This is a genomic window from Comamonas sp. CMM03 (assembly GCF_019218715.1).
Lineage (GTDB): Bacteria > Pseudomonadota > Gammaproteobacteria > Burkholderiales > Burkholderiaceae_C > Comamonas > Comamonas terrigena.
Genome location: NZ_JAHUXB010000001.1, coordinates 653,031 through 669,691 on the forward strand (window position 1 = coordinate 653,031; position 16,661 = coordinate 669,691).

Genomic DNA, 16,661 nt, shown 5'->3' on the forward strand with positions numbered 1-16,661 from the left:
GTGCAGTGAATGTCAACAAGGGCACAAGCATTTCATGTGCCTGCGGCGGCGGCCATCGGGCTTAACGCGCAGACGGGGTGGCGAAAAAGGGCGGTCGGAGTGGGCCGAAAGGCAGGCGAAAGACTGGCGAAAGCTAAGGGTTTGCGCGAGGCCTTAGCCTTGCCGCCGGCCGGGGAGTGTGCGGCTACTGATGTGCGCCTGCCGGCAGAGATTGGGCGACGCAGCGGCGTGCACTCTGACCGAGCCATATCTGAAAAAACAGCAGGGCCCGCGCAACCCACCCTTTCGATGGGACTGCGCGCGGCCGGCACCGCGGACCCAAGAGAAGAGGTGAGTGATGGACACGTTCAGCAACCCCGGCAGCAGTCACGCTGCGCATTGTCTGGAGGTCGCGCGATGAAGCTGGCCACCAAGCTCCCCCTGGCGTTTGCCGCCGCCCTGCTGGTGCTGCTGGGCGCCGCGCTGTTTGGCATTGCCCAGCTGCGCCAGGCCCTGACCACCTACCAGACCACGGTGGCCGTGCATGCCGACCAGGAGCGTGCCGTCAACCACATGCTCGACAGCTTCAAGCTCCAGACCCAGGAGTGGAAGAACGTGCTGCTGCGCGGCAAGGACGAGGCGCAGCGTGCGCGCTACTGGAGCGCCTTTGTAAAGCAGGAGGCCGTGGTGCAGGAGGCTGCCCGCACGCTGCTGGCGGGCCTGCCGGCCGGCGACAGCCGCAGCCGCGTGGAAGGCTTTGCCCAGGCCCACCAGCGCATGGGCCAGGCCTACCGCAGCGGCTACCAGGCTTTCCAGGCCGCCGGCATGGATGCGGTGGCGGGGGACCAGGCGGTGCAGGGCATCGACCGGGAACCGACCCGGCTGCTGGATGAGGCCGGTGCGCTGATCCAGCGCAGCGCCGCCGCCGTGGCCGCGCAGGCCGGCACGGACGCCACGCGCGCCATCTGGATCAGCCTGGTGGTGATGCTGACGGTCTGCGTGCTGGGCATTGGCACGGCCCTGCTGTTCAGCCGTGCGGTGGTGCGCCCGCTGGATGCCGCCGTGCAGGTGGCACGGGCGGTGGCGGACGGCAACCTGACCGCGGCCCAGCCCAGCGCCGGGCGGGACGAGATTGCGCTGCTGCTCAATGCCTTGCACGGCATGCAGACCGCCCTGTCCCAGGTGGTGCAGGGCGTGCGCCAGAACGCGCACAGCGTGGCCTCGGCAAGCACCCAGATTTCCCACGGCAACCACGATCTGTCGGCCCGTACCGAACAGCAGGCCAGTGCGCTGGAGGAAACCGCGGCGTCCATGGAGGAGCTGACGTCGTCGGTGCAGCAGAACGCGGCCCATGCACGCCAGGCCAGCGAACTGGCCGCCAGTGCCTCGCGCGTGGCCGCGCAGGGTGGCGAGGTGGTGGGCCAGGTGGTGGCCACCATGCGCGATATCCAGGGCGCCAGCCAGCGCATTGCCGACATCATTGGCGTGATCGACTCCATCGCCTTCCAGACCAATATCCTGGCGCTGAATGCCGCGGTGGAAGCCGCCCGTGCCGGCGAGCAGGGGCGTGGTTTTGCCGTGGTGGCCAGCGAGGTGCGTTCGCTGGCGCAGCGTTCGGCCACGGCCGCCAAGGAAATCAAGACCCTGATCACGGCCAGTGTGGACCGCGTGCAGCAAGGCAGCGACCAGGTGGACCGCGCCGGCGCCACCATGGACGAGGTGGTGGCCGCCATCCACCGCGTGGCCGATATCGTCAACGAGATCAGCGCCGCCAGCCAGGAACAGGCCAGCGGTGTGGCCCAGGTGGGTGACGCCGTCACCCAGATGGACCAGGTCACCCAGCAGAACGCGGCCCTGGTGGAAGAAAGCGCGGCCGCTGCCGACAGCCTGCGCAACCAGGCCCAGCAACTGGTGCAGGCGGTGGCCGTGTTCCAGCTGCACAGCGATGAAGGAGGGCTGGCGCAGGCCGCCGTGCCGGCGCCGCGAGCACCGGCCGCCCTGGCGCACACCGCGCGCTGGGAGCGCTAGGCCCCGGTAGGGCCGCCGCCGGTGATGGCGACAGGTCCTCCAACGACAACGCCCCTGGGAAAGGGGCGTTGTTTTTTGTGGGGAGTTTGGCCGCCAGCCTGGGCCGGTCTGTGGCTGCGATGTCAGGCCGCTGCGCTGTCGGCCGTGGCGCCCTGCAGCAGCGCGGCCAGGGCATGGCAGGCCTGTTCCACCTGCTGGCGGGCCTGGGGGCTGGCGGTCAGCATGCGGGCAAAGCCGTGCACCATGCCGGGTGCGCGCAGCAGCCGGGTGCGCACGCCGGCCGCCTGCAGCTGGCGGGCAAAGGCTTCGCCTTCATCGCGCAGGATGTCGTGGCTGGCGGTGCAGACCACGGTGGGCGGCAGCCGGGGCAGGGTGTCGGTGCAGCTGGCCGGCAGGCGGCAGCATGCATCCGCGCCTTCGGCGCCGCCCAGTTCCTGCCAGTAGCGGGCCATGGCGCTGCGGGTCAGGCCAAAGCCTTCGCTGAAGGCCTGCATGCTGGGGTGGTCCTGCTCCGGCGCAATCGGCGGGTAGAACAGCAGCAGGCCATGTAGCTGGGCCGACAGTGCGGTGTCTGCGGGCTGCGGCGCAGCCGCATGGCGCAGCGCACAGGCCAGGGCCAGGTGGGCGCCGGCGCTGTCGCCGCCCAGCAGCACGCTGTCCCGGGCAAAGGGCAGCACGCCCTGCATGCGGTGCAGCCACTGCAGCACGGCCGTCACATCGTCCAGCGGCGCCGGGAACGGGTTTTCCGGCGTGCGACGGTAGTGCACGCTGAGCACGGTGTGGCCGGTGAACTGCGCCAGGTGTTCGCACAGGTCGTCGTGGGTGTTCAGATCGCCCACCATCCAGCCGCCGCCGTGCAGCCAGACCAGGGTCTGCGGGCTGGGGGCGCTGCCTTTCTGGTAGCTGCGCACGGTGATTTCACGGCCCTGTGCAGGCACGAAATGGTCGGTGCGCACCATGCCGGGCAGCGGGCTGCGCAGCAACTGGGCCTGCAGGGTGCTCAGCAGCCGGCGGCGCCCGGCGTAGTCCAGCTGCGGGGTGGGCGTGTCGGCGTCCAGCCGGGCAAAGCGCTGCAGGGTGCGGGCCAGGGCCGGGTCGAGCGCGGAAAGGTCGGAAAGGTCTGGAGAGGTGGAAGCGGTCATGGCACTCGGTGGGGGATGGCGTGCGGGGCGGGACAGGGGGCTGTCTGCAGGATTCAGGCCGCAGTGCCTGCGGCACCGACAGCACCGACCACAGCGGCCGGGGCCGCCGAAGCCACCGTGGCCTCCGAACTCGCGCCCGGCAGGCCGGGCGCGCGGTAGACCAGCACCTTCAGGCTGCGTTCCTCGTCCACATCGGCAAACACCGGCGGATTGGGAATGCGCTGCGTGAAGTGCAGCTCGGGGGCGATCTCGCTCATCTGCTCGCGCAGAAAGGCGGTGCCCAGCTCGGGCGCGTTCAGGCACAGCAGCACCTGGCCGTCCGGAGCCAGCAGGTCGGGCAGGCGGCGCATCAGGCGGGCGTAGTCCTTGGTCGCGATGAAGCTGCCCTTCTGGTAGCTGGGCGGGTCCACGATGATCAGGTCGTAGGGGCCGCTGCGGTTGATCTTGCCCCAGCTGCTGAAGATGTCGTGCGCGGCAAAGCTGGCGCCGGCCTTGACGCCGTTGAGCTGGTGGTTGTGCTGGCCCGTGGCCAGCGCGCCCTTGCTCATGTCCATGTTCAGCACCTGGCCGGCGCCGGCCAGCTTGGCCACCACCGAGAACGCGCAGGTGTAGGCGAACAGGTTGAGCACCTTCATGCGTGCGGGCCGGGGGTGGGCCAGCACCTGCTGGCGCACCCAGTCGCGGCCGGCGGCCATGTCCAGGAACAGGCCGTGGTTCTGGCCGCGCCCGATGTGCAGCAGGTACTGGGCGCCGTTTTCGGTCACCACATGGGGCTCGGGCAGGGCACCGGCCATGGTGCGGGTCTCGCCCTTGCCGCCGGCTTCCCGGGTCTGGAAGACCCAGGTCAGCGGCTGGTCGGCCGGGGCGATCTGCTGCCAGCGCTGCGCCAGCGCAGCGCCCACGGCGGCCAGGGCCTCGTCGGCCAGCGGCGCAAAACTGGTCAGCACCAGGGCGGGCGGGAAGGCGTCCAGCGACAGCTGTTCACAGCCCGGGTAGCGGCCGCCACGGCCATGGAAGAGGCGCTGGGCGTCGGTGGGGTAGGCCATCTGGGCGATGGCGTCGAGCAAGGGCTGCATACACAAAACAGGAGCACGGAAAAGTCCGCCAGTGTATGCAGCCCAGGACAGCAGGGTGCCGCGGGCGGAAATAGCGCAGCGCCAGGTGCTGCGGTCGCTGCCCGGCGTTCAGGCGCCGCGCACCTCGAAGTAGCAGCCTTCGCCTTCGCCCAGGCCCTGCATGCCGGCTTCGGTGGCGGCGCGCACGGCCTTCATCCAGCGGGCAAAGCCGGTCTTGACCTCTTCGGTGATTTCCTCGGGCGGGTCTTCTTCCAGTTGCTGCACCCAGTGCAGGGTTTCACAGACCTGGTCCGAACCGCCCAGCTGGCGGGTCAGCACCTTGGCGTAGCGTTCTTCGGCTTTGGCGCGAGCGGCCTCCGGCAAACCATCAAAGTCGCACAGGGAGACGGTGAAAAAGGCTTCTGCGGTGTCCATGCTGCAGATAAAAGAGTTGATGACTGTGTAAATATACAGTTAAACACTGTGCTTGTGTACAGTGGTCTGTGTTTTTTATGCCGCATCGCAGCGGCGCACAATGGTGGCTTCCGTGTGGAGGTGCCTGGGATGTCCGCTGCTGCTGCTTTCCGTGTTGATCTGGCCGATGCCTCGCTTGGCTATGGCCATGCGCTGTTTGCCACCCGCATCGGTGTGTGCGCTGTGGCCTGGCAGCCCCAGGCCGTGCTGGCGCTGCAGCTGCCCGAAGTGGACGGCCAGTCCACGCGGGCGCGCATGCTGCAGGAGCTGGCCCAGCGCCTGACCGGTGCCGATGTGCCGCCGCAGGCGGATTGGTTGCAGGCGCACAGCGCCGCCCAGATGCCGGAGTGCGCGGTGCAGGCCGTGGCCGGGGTGCAGCAGCTGATGGCCGGCTGGCGTGCCGCTGCGGGCGAGGCGGAAGAGGGCGAGGGTGGGGAGAGCGCGCTGCACTGGCCCGGCGCCGGCGACGCCCAGGTGCTGGGCGATCTGCGGGCGGGCTACCACCCCGCTGCGGCACCGCTCCCCGCCACCGCTGCCGAGAGGCAGGCGCTGCCCCATCTGCTGGAGATTGCGCTGGACTGGCAGGGGGTGCCGGAATTTGCCCGCAATGTGTACGCGCTGGCACGCGCCATTGCGCCGGGACAGACGCGCACCTATGGCGACCTGGCGGCCGATCTGGGCGGGCCCGGCCTGGCCCGGGCCGTGGGGCAGGCGCTGGGGGCCAATCCGTTTGCGCCCGTGGTGCCCTGCCACCGCGTGCTGGCTGCAGGGCGGGAGCCCGGCGGTTTTTCCGGCGGGCAGGGGGCGCTGACCAAGCTGCGCATGCTGGAGCTGGAGGGCGCAGCCTGGGGCGGCACGCGTTCGCTGTTCGAATAGCCGCGCGGCCTGCTTCGCGGCTTCTCGCGACCCCCGCGCGGTCCTTTAGCCGTCCTTTAGCGGCCTTTTTGCAGCTCTTCCGCGGCTCTTTTACGGCCCATTCACGACCCTTTTGCGGTCGTCTCGCGATCTTCTTTTGGTCTTCTTTTGGTCTTCTTTGGGGCTGCCGCCGGCGGGCGCGCGCAGCGGTGCGTCCGTGTTCCATGGGGGGTGCCTGTCAGCTTGCGCACAGGTGACAGGGGGGCTGGCAGCGCACTTGCACAATGCCTGGCAAACAACCACCACCCGCCAACGCATGGCACAGCCAGCGCGTATGGAGGGGGATAAAAAGGAGACACACCATGGCACATACCGTGCAGCAATTGTTCGATTTGCAGGGCAAGACTGCCCTGGTGACCGGGGGCTCGCGCGGCCTGGGGCTGCAGATGGCCCAGGCGCTGGGCGAGGCGGGGGCCCGGATTGTGCTGAGCTCGCGCAAGGCGGTGGACCTGGAGCAGGCCGCCGCCACGCTGCAGGCCCAGGGCATTGACGCCAGCTGGATTGCCGCCGACTGCGCCCGCGAGGACGACATCGAGCGCCTGGCAACCGAGAGCCTGCAGCGCCTGGGGCACGTGGACATTCTGGTCAACAACGCCGGTGCCAGCTGGGGGGCTCCGGCCGAAGACCACCCGCTGAGCGCCTGGGACAAGGTGATGAACCTGAATGTGCGCGGCTATTTCCTGCTGAGCCAGCAGATTGCCAAGCGCAGCATGATCCCGCGCCGCAGCGGCCGCATCATCAATCTGGCGTCCATCGCGGCGCTGGGCGGCAACCCGGTGGCGATGAAGACCATTGCCTACAACACCTCCAAGGGCGCGGTGCTGAATTTCACCCGTGCACTGGCCGGGGAGTGGGGTCGCTACGGCATCACGGTGAACGCCATCTGCCCGGGGTTCTTCCGCACCAAGATGGCGGAGGTGCTGATCGACACCCTGGGCGAGGAGCAGATGAGCAGCCATGCGCCGCTGCAGCGCCTGGGTGACGATGAGGACCTGAAGGGCATCACCTTGCTGTATGCCAGCGCGGCGGGCAAGCACATCACCGGCCAGTGGATGGCGGTGGACGGCGGCGTCAGCGCGCTGGTGGGCGGCTGACGGCCGGTGTGGAATGGGACTGTCGTCCAAGCGCGTAGGTGACAGCAATGTGGTCCGCGCGGGCGGCCAGCGCCGCTATGCTCGGGGACTTCCCCCGAATTTTTGGAGACTCTCCCTGTGTTGAGCTTTGGCGCCATCCCCATTCCCTTCGTCGAACATCTGGGTTTCACCCTGCACAAGATGGAAAACGGCGAGTCCGAGCTGCGCTACGAAGCCCAGCCCGACCACTTGAACACCTTTGGCGTGACCCATGGCGGCGCCAGCATGACCCTGCTGGATGTGACCATGGCCGTGGCGGCGCGCAGCCTGGAGAGCGACGACTTCGGCTGCGTCACCATCGAGATGAAGACCAGTTTCATGCAGCCGGCGCGCGGCCTGCTGGTGTCCAAGGGGCTGGTGCTGCACCGCACCAAGACCATGGCCTATTGCGAAGGCAAGGTCTATGACGGCGAAGGTCGCCTGTGCAGCCATGCCACCGGTACGTTCAAATACATGCCGCGCACCGTGCGCCCGGGCAGCAAGGATACAAAGGACACCGTGATCGCCACGGACTGAACCCCTGCGCGCGGCGCCCGCCAGGGGGCGGCGCGGCGGCGGGGTGTTGATTTTGCAAGGTAAGAAAGGCTGCAGCGCACCCGCATGGGCGCGTACGCAGCGAACACAACCGAAGGAGATGACATGCCCCGTAACCCGCAGATCCTGCTGGACAACCGCCCCCAGGGCGAAGCCACAGTCGACAACTTCCGCCTGACGGAAGCCGACACCCCCGCCCTGGCCCCAGGCCAGGTGCTGGTGCGCCACCACTACCTGAGCCTGGACCCGTACATGCGCGGCCGCATGAACGATTCCAAGAGCTATGCAGCCCCCCAGCCCCTGGGCCAGGTCATGCAGGGCGGCACCGTGGGCGTGGTGGAGGAAAGCCGCCACCCGCGCTTTCAGCCCGGCGACAGCGTGGTTGGCATGGGCGGCTGGCAGACCTACAGCGTGGTGGACGGCGATGCGCCGGGCATGCTGCGCAAGGTGGACACGGCCCATGTGCCGCTGTCGTACTACCTGGGCGCCGTGGGGATGCCCGGGGTGACGGCCTGGTACGGCCTGGACCAGATCATTGCGCCCAAGGAGGGCGACACCCTGGTGGTCAGCGCGGCCACCGGCGCCGTGGGCAGCGCGTTCGCGGCCCTGGCCCGGGCGCGCAAGTGCCGCGTGGTGGGCATTGCCGGCGGGCCGGAGAAATGCGCCTATGCCGTCAAGGAGCTGGGGTTTGACCACTGCATCGACTACCGCGCTCACCCGGATGTGAAGTCCATGGCCGGGGCGCTGAAGGCGGCTTGCCCGGACGGCATCGACGGCTATTTTGAAAACGTGGGCGGCTATATCCTGGACGCCGTGCTGCTGCGCATGAACGCCTTCGGCCGCATCGCCCTGTGCGGGATGATTGCCGGCTACGACGGACAGCCCCTGCCCATGGCCAATCCGGCGCTGATTCTGATCAACCGCCTGAAGGTGCAGGGCTTCATCGTCAGCGAACACATGGGCATGTGGCCCAAGGCCCTGGCCGAGCTGTCGGACCTGGTGCAGCTGGGCAAGCTGCGCCCGCGCGAATCGGTGGCGCAGGGCCTGGCGGCGGCGCCCGAAGCCTTCCTGGGCATGCTCAAGGGCAAGAACTTCGGCAAACAGCTGGTCAAACTGGTCTGAACCAGACCGGCCCCAGGCGCCCCCGGCAACGGCAGGCGCCTTTTTTCCGGGCGCTCGGCGCCCGTGTGACAACCATAACAAGGAGACAGACAAGATGCTGAAAGACCTGCAAGGCAAGACGGCGGTGCTGACCGGTGCCGGCTCCGGCTTCGGCCTGGAGTGCGTGCGCATCGGCGCGCGCGCCGGCATGAAGCTGGTGCTGGTGGACGTGCAGGCCGATGCGCTGGAGCGCGCAGCGGCCGAGGCGAAGGCGCTGGGGGCGGCCGATGTGCTGGCGCGGCGCGTGGACGTGTCCAGCGGCGAGGCCATGGCGGCGCTGGCCCAGGAGGTGAAGCAGCGTTTTGGCGCGCCGCATTTCGTGTTCAACAACGCGGGTGTGGGCGGCGGCGGCCTGGTGTGGGAGCAGACCGAGGCCGACTGGCAGTGGATTCTGGGCGTGAACCTGTGGGGCGTGATCCACGGGGTGCGCCTGTTCACGCCCATGATGCTGGAGGCCGCGCGCCAGGACCCGCAGTGGCGCGGCCACATCGTCAACACCGCCAGCATGGCGGGCATGCTGGCACCGCCGAACATGGCGGTCTACAACGTCAGCAAGCACGCCGTGGTGGCGCTGACCGAGACCCTGTACCAGGACCTGCGTCTGGTGACCGACCAGGTGCACTGCAGCCTGCTGTGCCCGTATTTCGTGCCCACCGGCATCGCTGACAGCGAACGCAACCGCCCCGCCGACATGAGCAATGCCACGCTGACCGGCAGCCAGAAGGTGGCGCGGGCCATGTCGCAAAAGGCCGTGGGCTCGGGCAAGGTCACGGCCACCCACATTGCCGAGAAAGTGTTTGCGGCCATGGCCGAGGAGCAGTTCTACATCTTCAGCCACCCCCATGCCCTGGGCAATGTGCAGGCGCGGATGGAGGACATCCTGCAGCTGCGCAACCCGACCGATGCATTCGCGGGCCGCCCCGAAGTCGGGCAGCAGCTGCGCGAGGCACTGCGCGCAGCTGCTGCGGCGGCGTAAGCCAGGGCGCAGGCCCGCGGGGAGAATGCGGTCTGCGCCATGGCAGGGAACTTGCTGGTGACAGATGGCTCCCAATGGCGGCATGGGCGTGCGACAGCTTTTGCCGCCGCCCATGCAGGAATTGCCCTACATTTGTAGGCTTTACGAAACGTAAACATAAGGGGGCCAGAATGGCCCCTTTCTGATGATCGACCTCTCCCCCATGAAGACTGCCATCACTGCACGCCTGCACCAAGCGCAGGCGTCTGCCTCCCGTGTGCCCCATTCTGATTCACACGGTCCGCAACGTGCAGCGTATGGGGGGTGGTGGTGCGCAGTGGGCGTGGCGCTGCTGCTGGCGGCCTGCTCCAAGGGCAGCGAACCGGCGGCACCCGCAGGCAAGCAGGCGGTGCAGGTGGGGGTGGTGACCCTGCAGCCGCAGAGCCAGCAACTGGACGCCAGCCTGCCGGGCCGCACCCGGGCCTTTCTGACGGCGGAAGTGCGCCCTCAGGTCTCGGGCATCATCCAGAAGCGCCTGTTCACCGAAGGGGCGGTGGTCAAGCAGGGCCAGCCGCTGTACCAGATCGATGCGGCGTCGCTGCAGGCCACCGAGCGCAGTGCCGCGGCGGCCGTGGCCAAGGCAGAAGCCAGCCAGCGCACGCTGGCCGCCACCGCACGCCGCAATGCAGAGCTGGTGAAGATCGACGCCATCAGCCAGCAGGCCTATGAGGAAAGCCAGGCCGCTGCGCTCCAGGCCCAGTCTGATGTGGCCGTGGCCAAGGCCAGCCTGGAGACGGCGCGCATCAACCTGAAATACAGCCGCATCGAGGCGCCCATCAGCGGGCGTATTGCGCTGTCTGCCGTGACCCCGGGTGCGCTGGTGACGGCCAACCAGACCACGGCGCTGACCACCATCGTGCAGATGGACCCCATGTATGTGGACTTCACCCAGTCCAGTGCGGATGTGGTGCAGCTCAAGCGGGAGCTGGAAGCCGGCCGCTTTGCCAAGGTGGACGGTGACAAGATTGCCGTGCGCATCAAGCTGGACGACGGCAGCGACTACGCCCACCAGGGCAAGCTGGCGTTTGCCGGCGTGATCGTCAACGACACCACGGGCACGCTGACCTTGCGCGCCGTGGTGCCCAATCCCGAAGGCCTGCTGATGCCCGGCATGTATGTGCAGGCGCTGCTGCCCACTGCACTGGCGCCGGATGCGCTGCTGGTGCCCCAGCAGTCGGTGACGCGCGACCTGACCGGCCGCCCCAGCGTGCTGGTGGCCAAGGAAGGCGATGTGCTGGAGAAACGCGATGTGGAACTGGACCGTGCCGTGGGCAGCCAGTGGCTGCTGCAAAGCGGTCTGAAGGCCGGCGAGCGCGTGGTGGTGGATGGGTTCCAGCGCGTCAAGGCCGGTGACAAGGTCAAGCCCGTGGAAGTGGACATGCAGGCCAAGGCGGCCCGCAAGAGCACGCGCGGCGAGCCCCCGGTACAAGCTGCCGCAGACGCGCCAGCGGCCCAGCCTGCCAGCAAGTAAGACGGCGAGGCAGCGCACATGGCTCAGTTCTTCATCAACCGGCCCATCTTTGCATGGGTCATTGCCATCATCATCATGCTGGGCGGGGCCTTGTCGATCAAGACCCTGCCGCTGGAGCAGTACCCCGACATCGCACCGCCGCGCGTGACCATCGGCGCGCAGTACACCGGTGCCTCGGCCGAGACCGTGGAAAACTCGGTCACGCAGATCATCGAGCAGCAGATCAAGGGCATCGACAACATGCTCTACATGAGCTCGACGAGCAATGCGTCGGGGCAGGCCCGCATCACCCTGACCTTTGCGCCCGGCACCAATGTGGACGTGGCCCAGGTGCAGGTGCAGAACAAGATCCAGGGGGCGATCAACCGCCTGCCGGATGCGGTGAAGACCCGCGGGGTGTTCATCAACAAGGGCGGCCAGGACTTTCTGGTGACCTACAGCTTCTACTCGCCGGATGAAGCCATCAGCGCGGTGGACATCGGCGACTACATCAACAGCAATCTGGTGGACATCATCGGCCGCATCGAAGGGGTGGGCGACATCAGCGTGTTCGGGACCAATTATGCGCTGCGCATCTGGATGGACCCGGCCAAGATGGAGAAGTATGCGCTGATGCCCTCGGACCTGGTCACGGCGCTGAACGCGCAGAACGCCCAGGTTTCGGCCGGCCAGATCGGTGCGCTGCCGGCGGTGCAGAACCAGCAGCTCAATGCCACCATCACGGCACGCACCAAGCTCAAGACGCCGGAAGAGTTCGAGGCGATCGTGATCAAGTCGTCCACCGACGGCTCGGTGGTCACGATGAAGGACGTGGCGCGCGTGGAGCTGGGGGCCGACAACCTGTCCATCCAGACCAAGCTCAACGGCATGCCCGGCGCGGGCATGGGCATCATCCTGGCCGACGGAGCCAACGCCATGGCGGTGTCGGATGCGGTGGCCGCCAAGCTGGCCGAGCTCAAGCCCTTTTTCCCGAACCGGATCGAGTACTTCGTCAGCTCGGACTCCACCCCGTTCGTGCGCGCCTCGATCAACGAGGTGATGCACGCTCTGGGTGAAGCCATGGTGCTGGTGGTGATCGTGATGTTCATCTTCCTGCAGAACTTCCGCGCCACGCTGATCCCCGCGATTGCCGTGCCGGTGGTGCTGCTGGGCACCTTTGGCGTGCTGTCGATTGCGGGCTACTCCATCAACACCCTGACCATGTTCGCCATGGTGCTGGCCATCGGCCTGCTGGTGGACGATGCGATTGTGGTGGTGGAGAACGTGGAGCGGGTCATGCACGAGACCGGGCTTTCACCGAAGGAAGCCACGCGCCTGTCCATGAAGGAGATCACCTCTGCCCTGGTGGGCATCGGGGTGACGCTGTCGGCGGTGTTCGTGCCCATGGCCTTCTTCGGCGGCTCCACCGGCGTGATCTACCGCCAGTTCTCGATCACCATCGTGGCGGCAATGGGCCTGTCGGTGTTCGTGGCGCTGACCCTGACGCCGGCGCTGTGCGCGACCTTGCTCAAGGCGCCGGACCGCTCGCATGGCGACTCCCATGAGCGTCCCATCCGGGCGGGTCTGCTGGGTATCAACGACCGGTTCTTCCGCTGGTTCAACCACCATTTCGATGCCACTGCCAACCGCTACCAGCGCACGGTGGCCTTCAGCCTGGGGCGCTCCAAGCGCATGATGCTGATCTTCCTGGCGGTGCTGCTGGGCGTGTGGCTGCTGATGGCCAAGCTGCCCACCTCGTTCCTGCCCGATGAAGACCAGGGCTTTGTCTACGTCAACGTGAACCTGCCGGCCGGGGCGTCCGACGCCCGCCTGCAGGAGGTGCTGGACGAGGTGCGCAACTACCTGGCCGCCCAGCCCGATGTGATCAGTTTCAACCAGGTCTCGGGCCTCAATGGCGACCAGAGCTCGGCGCGCGGCTTCATCCGCCTCAAGCCCTGGAGCGCGCGCCCCTTGCCGTCGCAGTCGGCCGCGGCGATTGCCAACAAGGCCACGCAGGACCTGTCGCGCATCCGGGATGCCCGTGTGCAGGTCATTCTGCCGCCGGCCGTGCGCGGTCTGGGCTCCAGCTCGGGCTACAACTTCATGCTCAAGGACGTGAATGCGGTGGGCCACGCGGCCTTGCTGGCGGCGCGCGACCAGGTGCTCAGCGAGATGCGGGCCAGTCCGCTGCTGACGGCGGTGCGCACCACCAACCTGGAAGACGCCACCGAGCTGCGCGTGGACGTGGACGACCGCAAGGCAGCAGCGCTGGGCCTGTCCTACAGCGATGTCAACAGCGTGCTGTCCAGCGCCATGGGCGGCACCTATGTGAACGACTTCCTGAACAACGGCCGCGTCAAGCGTGTCTACATCATGGGCGATGCCCCGCACCGCATGCTGCCGCAGGACATTGCCAAGTGGACCGTGCGCAACAAGAACGGCGAGATGGTGCCGTTCGGGGCCTTCTCCAGCACCTACTGGGCCTATGGTTCGCCCCAGCTGCTGCGCTACAACGGCAGCCCCGCCTACGAGTTCGAAGGGCGTGCGGCGCACGGTATCAGCTCGGGCACGGCCATGGAAACGGTGGAAGCCATTTTGCAGAAGCTGCCTGCCGGCATCACCTACGAGTGGACGGGCGCTTCCCTGCAGGAGCGCCAGTCGGGTGCGCAGGCGCCCATGCTGTATGCCATCTCCATCCTGTTCGTGTTCCTGTGCCTGGCCGCGCTGTACGAGAGCTGGACGGTGCCGCTGTCGGTGATGCTGGCCGTGCCGCTGGGCGTGATCGGCGCGCTGGCGGCGACCTATACGCGGGGCCTGACCAATGACGTGTACTTCCAGGTGGGCCTGCTGACCACGGTGGGGCTGGCGGCGAAGAACGCCATCCTGATCGTGGAGTTCGCGGTGCAGCTGCAGGAACAGGGCAAGAAACTGTTCGATGCCACGGTGGAAGCCGTGCGCCTGCGCCTGCGCCCCATTCTGATGACGTCGCTGGCCTTCGGTTTCGGTGTGATCCCGCTGGCCATCGGCACCGGGGCCGGTGCGGGCGGCCGCAATGCCATCGGCACGGCGGTGCTGGGCGGCATGGTGGCATCCACGGTGCTGGGCATCTTCCTGGTGCCGGTGTTCTTCCTGCTGGTCCGCAGCTGGTTCAAGAGCCGCTCGCGCCAAGACGCCACACCGGCCGTGAACGAGGAGAGCGCAGCATGAAGCGCCTGATGATGAAGACTTCGACCGTGGCGGCTGCTGCGGCACTGACCGCGCTGCTGGCCGGCTGCAACCTGGCCCCGCGCTACCAGACGCCGCAGGGCGCCGTGCCCGACACCGTGACGGCCAGGGCTACCCCGGTGGTGGCCAGCGAGGCAGCGCTGCAACAGGCCCAGGCCCTGCAGTGGCTGCAGTCGGCCCCCTTGCGGGATGTGGTGGCGCTGGCGCTGACACACAACCGCGACCTGTGCGTGGCGATCGAGAACATCGAGAAAGCCCGTGCCCAGTACGGCATCACCCGGGCCGATCTGCTGCCCAGCGTGACCGCCCAGGCCCAGGGCAACCGTGCGCGCACGGCGGCCGACCTGAGCAGCACCGGCGCGAGCACCACGACCACGCAGTACACCGCCCAGCTGGGTTTTGCCAGCTACGAGGTGGACCTGTGGGGCCGCATCCGCAACCTGAACGACGCAGCCCTGCAGCAATTTCTGCAGAGCCAGGACAACCAGCGCAATGTGCAGCTGGGCCTGGTGGCCGATGTGGCCACGGCCTGGCTGACCCTGGCGGCCGACCAGGCCCGTCTGCAGCTGGCGCAGGACACGCTGGCCAGCCGCGAGAAAGCCTTTGCGCTGACCCAGCGCATGCACCAGATCGGCTCGACCTCGGGCCTGGTGCTGGCGCAGAACCAGACCACGGTGGACACTGCACGGGGTGATGTGGCCAGCTACACCGCCCAGGTCGACCGCGACCGCAATGCACTGCAACTGCTGGTGGGCGGCCCGGTGCCGCAGAACCTGCTGCCATCGGCCCAGACACTGGCCGGCGGTACGGACAGCGCGGCCTTGCTGCCGGTGCCCACGCCGCTGCCGTCCAGCGTGCTGCTGCAGCGCCCGGACATCCAGGCGGCGGAACACAATCTGCGCGCCATGAACGCCAACATCGGTGCGGCGCGCGCGGCGCTGTTCCCCACCATCAGCCTGACGGCCAGCGTGGGCACGGGTAGCCGCGAGCTGGATGCGCTGTTCGGCAGCGGCAACCGCACCTGGAGCTTTGTGCCGCTGGTGAAGCTGCCGATCTTCGACGGGGGCCGCAACCGCGCCAATATCGAGGTGGCCGAGAGCAACCAGCGCATTGCCGTCAGCCAGTACGAGAAGGCCGTGCAGACGGCCTTCAAGGAAACCGCTGATGTGCTGGCCGACCGGGCCCAGTGGGGCAACCGCCTGCAGGCCCAGACCAGCATGGTGGCCAACACGCAAAAGGCGTTCGATCTGTCGGATGCGCGCTTCAAGGCGGGCGTGGACAACTACCTGACGGTGCTGGATGCGCAGCGCAGCCTGTACACCGCGCAGCAGACACTGATCGGGCTGCGCCTGTCGGAGCAGCTCAACCGCGTGACCTTGTGGAAGGTGCTGGGCGGCGAGCAGCCGGGGGCTGCGGCCACGGGCGTGGCACCCACCGGCGCAGCGTCCTGACGCGCAGCGCCACCCCGGGTCCGTTCAGGGCCAGGGTGGGTCTTGGACACTGATGACAGCGCCTGCGGGCGCTGTTTTCTTTGGGGCCGCCGCACAGCCAGGCGGTTGCTGTGCATGCGGCGCATGCCGTGTACGCGCTGCGTACGCCGTACCGGCGGGGCAGGGCTTCAGCCGCCGCTTGCCGCCTTGCGGCGCCCGGAAGGACTGCGCTGCGGGGCGCTGCCAAACAGCAGGCCCACCTGCAGACGGAACAGCAGGCCGGCGTCCAGCGGCATCTGCGGGTGCAGCACGGTGTTGTTCATCATGGCCAGCCACAGCGGGCCCAGCAGCAGCTCGGGGTAGTCCAGCAAGGCCGGTTCCTTGAGCTCGCCACGCGACTGGGCCAGCTCGGCCAGGCCGCGGATGCGGGCCACCAGCGGCTCATGGGCGGTACGCCGGTACATCTGCGCCAGCTGGGGAAATTCCAGCCCTTCGGCAATCACCAGGCGTGCGGTGGCGGAGCGGCCGCTGCTGTCGATCACGTCCATGGCCGGGGCTACGGCGCGCAGCAAGAAGGCGCCCACGCTCTCGTTGTCCTGCATGGGGCTGGACTGCAGCGCCAGCGTGGCCGAGGCGATGTGGCGCTGCATCACGGCTTCGAACAGCGCTTCCTTGGTGTCGAAATAGCGAAACAGCGTGACCTTGGACAGGCCGGCGCGGCGGGCCACCGATGCGGTGGTGCCCCGGGCGTAGCCATGTTCCAGAAATTCGGCAAACGCCGCATCAATGATGGACAGGCGTGTGGCTTCGGTCTTTTGCGGGCTGGGGCCGCGTGGGGTGCGGCGGCGGGTCCCACCGGCATCGCCGGTGGGGGTGGCACAGGTGCGGGACTGTGCGGCGGCAGGAGGGCGCGCGGTCATCGGAGCGTGGGGGCTTATACCCGTTTTAGACATGCGTGGGTAAAGAGGCAAATGTTCTTGGTCGCGCATGATGGCATAAGTGTCAAAATTTAACCTTACGGTATCTTTTTAATAAAATCGCCCAAGTCTTGTCTCTTATCGAAGACTGCCCGGCAAAAACTGGCAGGGCAAGCGCCATCACCCGCCGGCCTGCAGCCGCT

13 protein-coding genes are annotated in these 16,661 nt (G+C 67.8%); 9 read left to right on the forward strand and 4 right to left on the reverse strand.

What is annotated here, in order from left to right:
- The first annotated feature begins 396 nt into the window (after positions 1-396).
- Entirely contained in the window at positions 397-2,007 is a 1,611-nt protein-coding gene (locus tag KW830_RS03045; RefSeq protein WP_218332066.1) for a methyl-accepting chemotaxis protein, read from the forward strand.
- A 122-nt stretch (positions 2,008-2,129) separates the two neighbouring features.
- On the opposite strand, the gene KW830_RS03050 is transcribed toward KW830_RS03045, so the two are convergent.
- From KW830_RS03050 to KW830_RS03060, 3 genes are all read right to left on the reverse strand, one after another.
- Positions 2,130-3,149 carry an alpha/beta hydrolase gene (locus KW830_RS03050; protein ID WP_218332068.1) on the reverse strand — a complete coding sequence of 340 codons (1,020 nt, stop codon included), beginning with the start codon at positions 3,147-3,149 and terminating at the stop codon, positions 2,130-2,132.
- A 53-nt stretch (positions 3,150-3,202) separates the two neighbouring features.
- A complete protein-coding gene (locus KW830_RS03055; protein ID WP_218332070.1) occupies positions 3,203-4,225 on the reverse strand; it encodes a class I SAM-dependent methyltransferase in 1,023 nt (340 codons plus the stop codon).
- 108 nt (positions 4,226-4,333) lie between these two features.
- Positions 4,334-4,639 carry a hypothetical protein gene (locus KW830_RS03060; protein WP_066532642.1) on the reverse strand — a complete coding sequence of 102 codons (306 nt, stop codon included), beginning with the start codon at positions 4,637-4,639 and terminating at the stop codon, positions 4,334-4,336.
- A 129-nt stretch (positions 4,640-4,768) separates the two neighbouring features.
- Here KW830_RS03060 and KW830_RS03065 point away from each other — a divergent pair, with 129 nt between their 5' ends.
- The 8 genes from KW830_RS03065 to KW830_RS03100 all read left to right on the forward strand — a co-directional run bounded on the left by KW830_RS03065 (position 4,769) and on the right by KW830_RS03100 (position 15,562).
- Complete coding sequence (locus tag KW830_RS03065) at positions 4,769-5,554, forward strand: methylated-DNA--[protein]-cysteine S-methyltransferase (RefSeq protein WP_066532639.1); 786 nt, start codon at positions 4,769-4,771, stop codon at positions 5,552-5,554.
- Between the two features lie 341 nt (positions 5,555-5,895).
- Entirely contained in the window at positions 5,896-6,687 is a 792-nt protein-coding gene (locus KW830_RS03070) for an SDR family oxidoreductase (protein ID WP_218332072.1), read from the forward strand.
- 117 nt (positions 6,688-6,804) lie between these two features.
- Positions 6,805-7,242: a PaaI family thioesterase gene (locus KW830_RS03075; protein WP_066532634.1), complete on the forward strand. Its 438-nt coding sequence runs from the start codon at positions 6,805-6,807 to the stop codon at positions 7,240-7,242.
- Positions 7,243-7,365: 123 nt separating this feature from the next.
- Entirely contained in the window at positions 7,366-8,382 is a 1,017-nt protein-coding gene (locus KW830_RS03080; RefSeq protein ID WP_066533330.1) for an NADP-dependent oxidoreductase, read from the forward strand.
- Positions 8,383-8,476: 94 nt separating this feature from the next.
- Positions 8,477-9,397, forward strand: coding sequence for an SDR family oxidoreductase (locus KW830_RS03085; RefSeq protein WP_218332074.1), 921 nt, complete (start codon positions 8,477-8,479; stop codon positions 9,395-9,397).
- A gap of 184 nt (positions 9,398-9,581) precedes the next feature.
- On the forward strand, positions 9,582-10,907 hold the full coding sequence (locus tag KW830_RS03090) for an efflux RND transporter periplasmic adaptor subunit (protein WP_370626079.1): 1,326 nt from the start codon (positions 9,582-9,584) through the stop codon (positions 10,905-10,907).
- A gap of 18 nt (positions 10,908-10,925) precedes the next feature.
- Positions 10,926-14,093, forward strand: coding sequence for an efflux RND transporter permease subunit (locus tag KW830_RS03095; RefSeq protein ID WP_066532625.1), 3,168 nt, complete (start codon positions 10,926-10,928; stop codon positions 14,091-14,093).
- Positions 14,090-15,562, forward strand: a complete 1,473-nt coding sequence (locus KW830_RS03100; RefSeq protein WP_218332076.1) for an efflux transporter outer membrane subunit — start codon at positions 14,090-14,092, stop codon at positions 15,560-15,562. Before KW830_RS03095 ends, KW830_RS03100 begins: the two co-directional genes overlap by 4 nt.
- Positions 15,563-15,729: 167 nt before the next feature.
- Here KW830_RS03100 and KW830_RS03105 read toward each other — a convergent pair whose 3' ends face one another.
- Complete coding sequence (locus KW830_RS03105; protein ID WP_083520199.1) at positions 15,730-16,461, reverse strand: TetR/AcrR family transcriptional regulator; 732 nt, start codon at positions 16,459-16,461, stop codon at positions 15,730-15,732.
- Positions 16,462-16,661 lie beyond the last annotated feature (200 nt).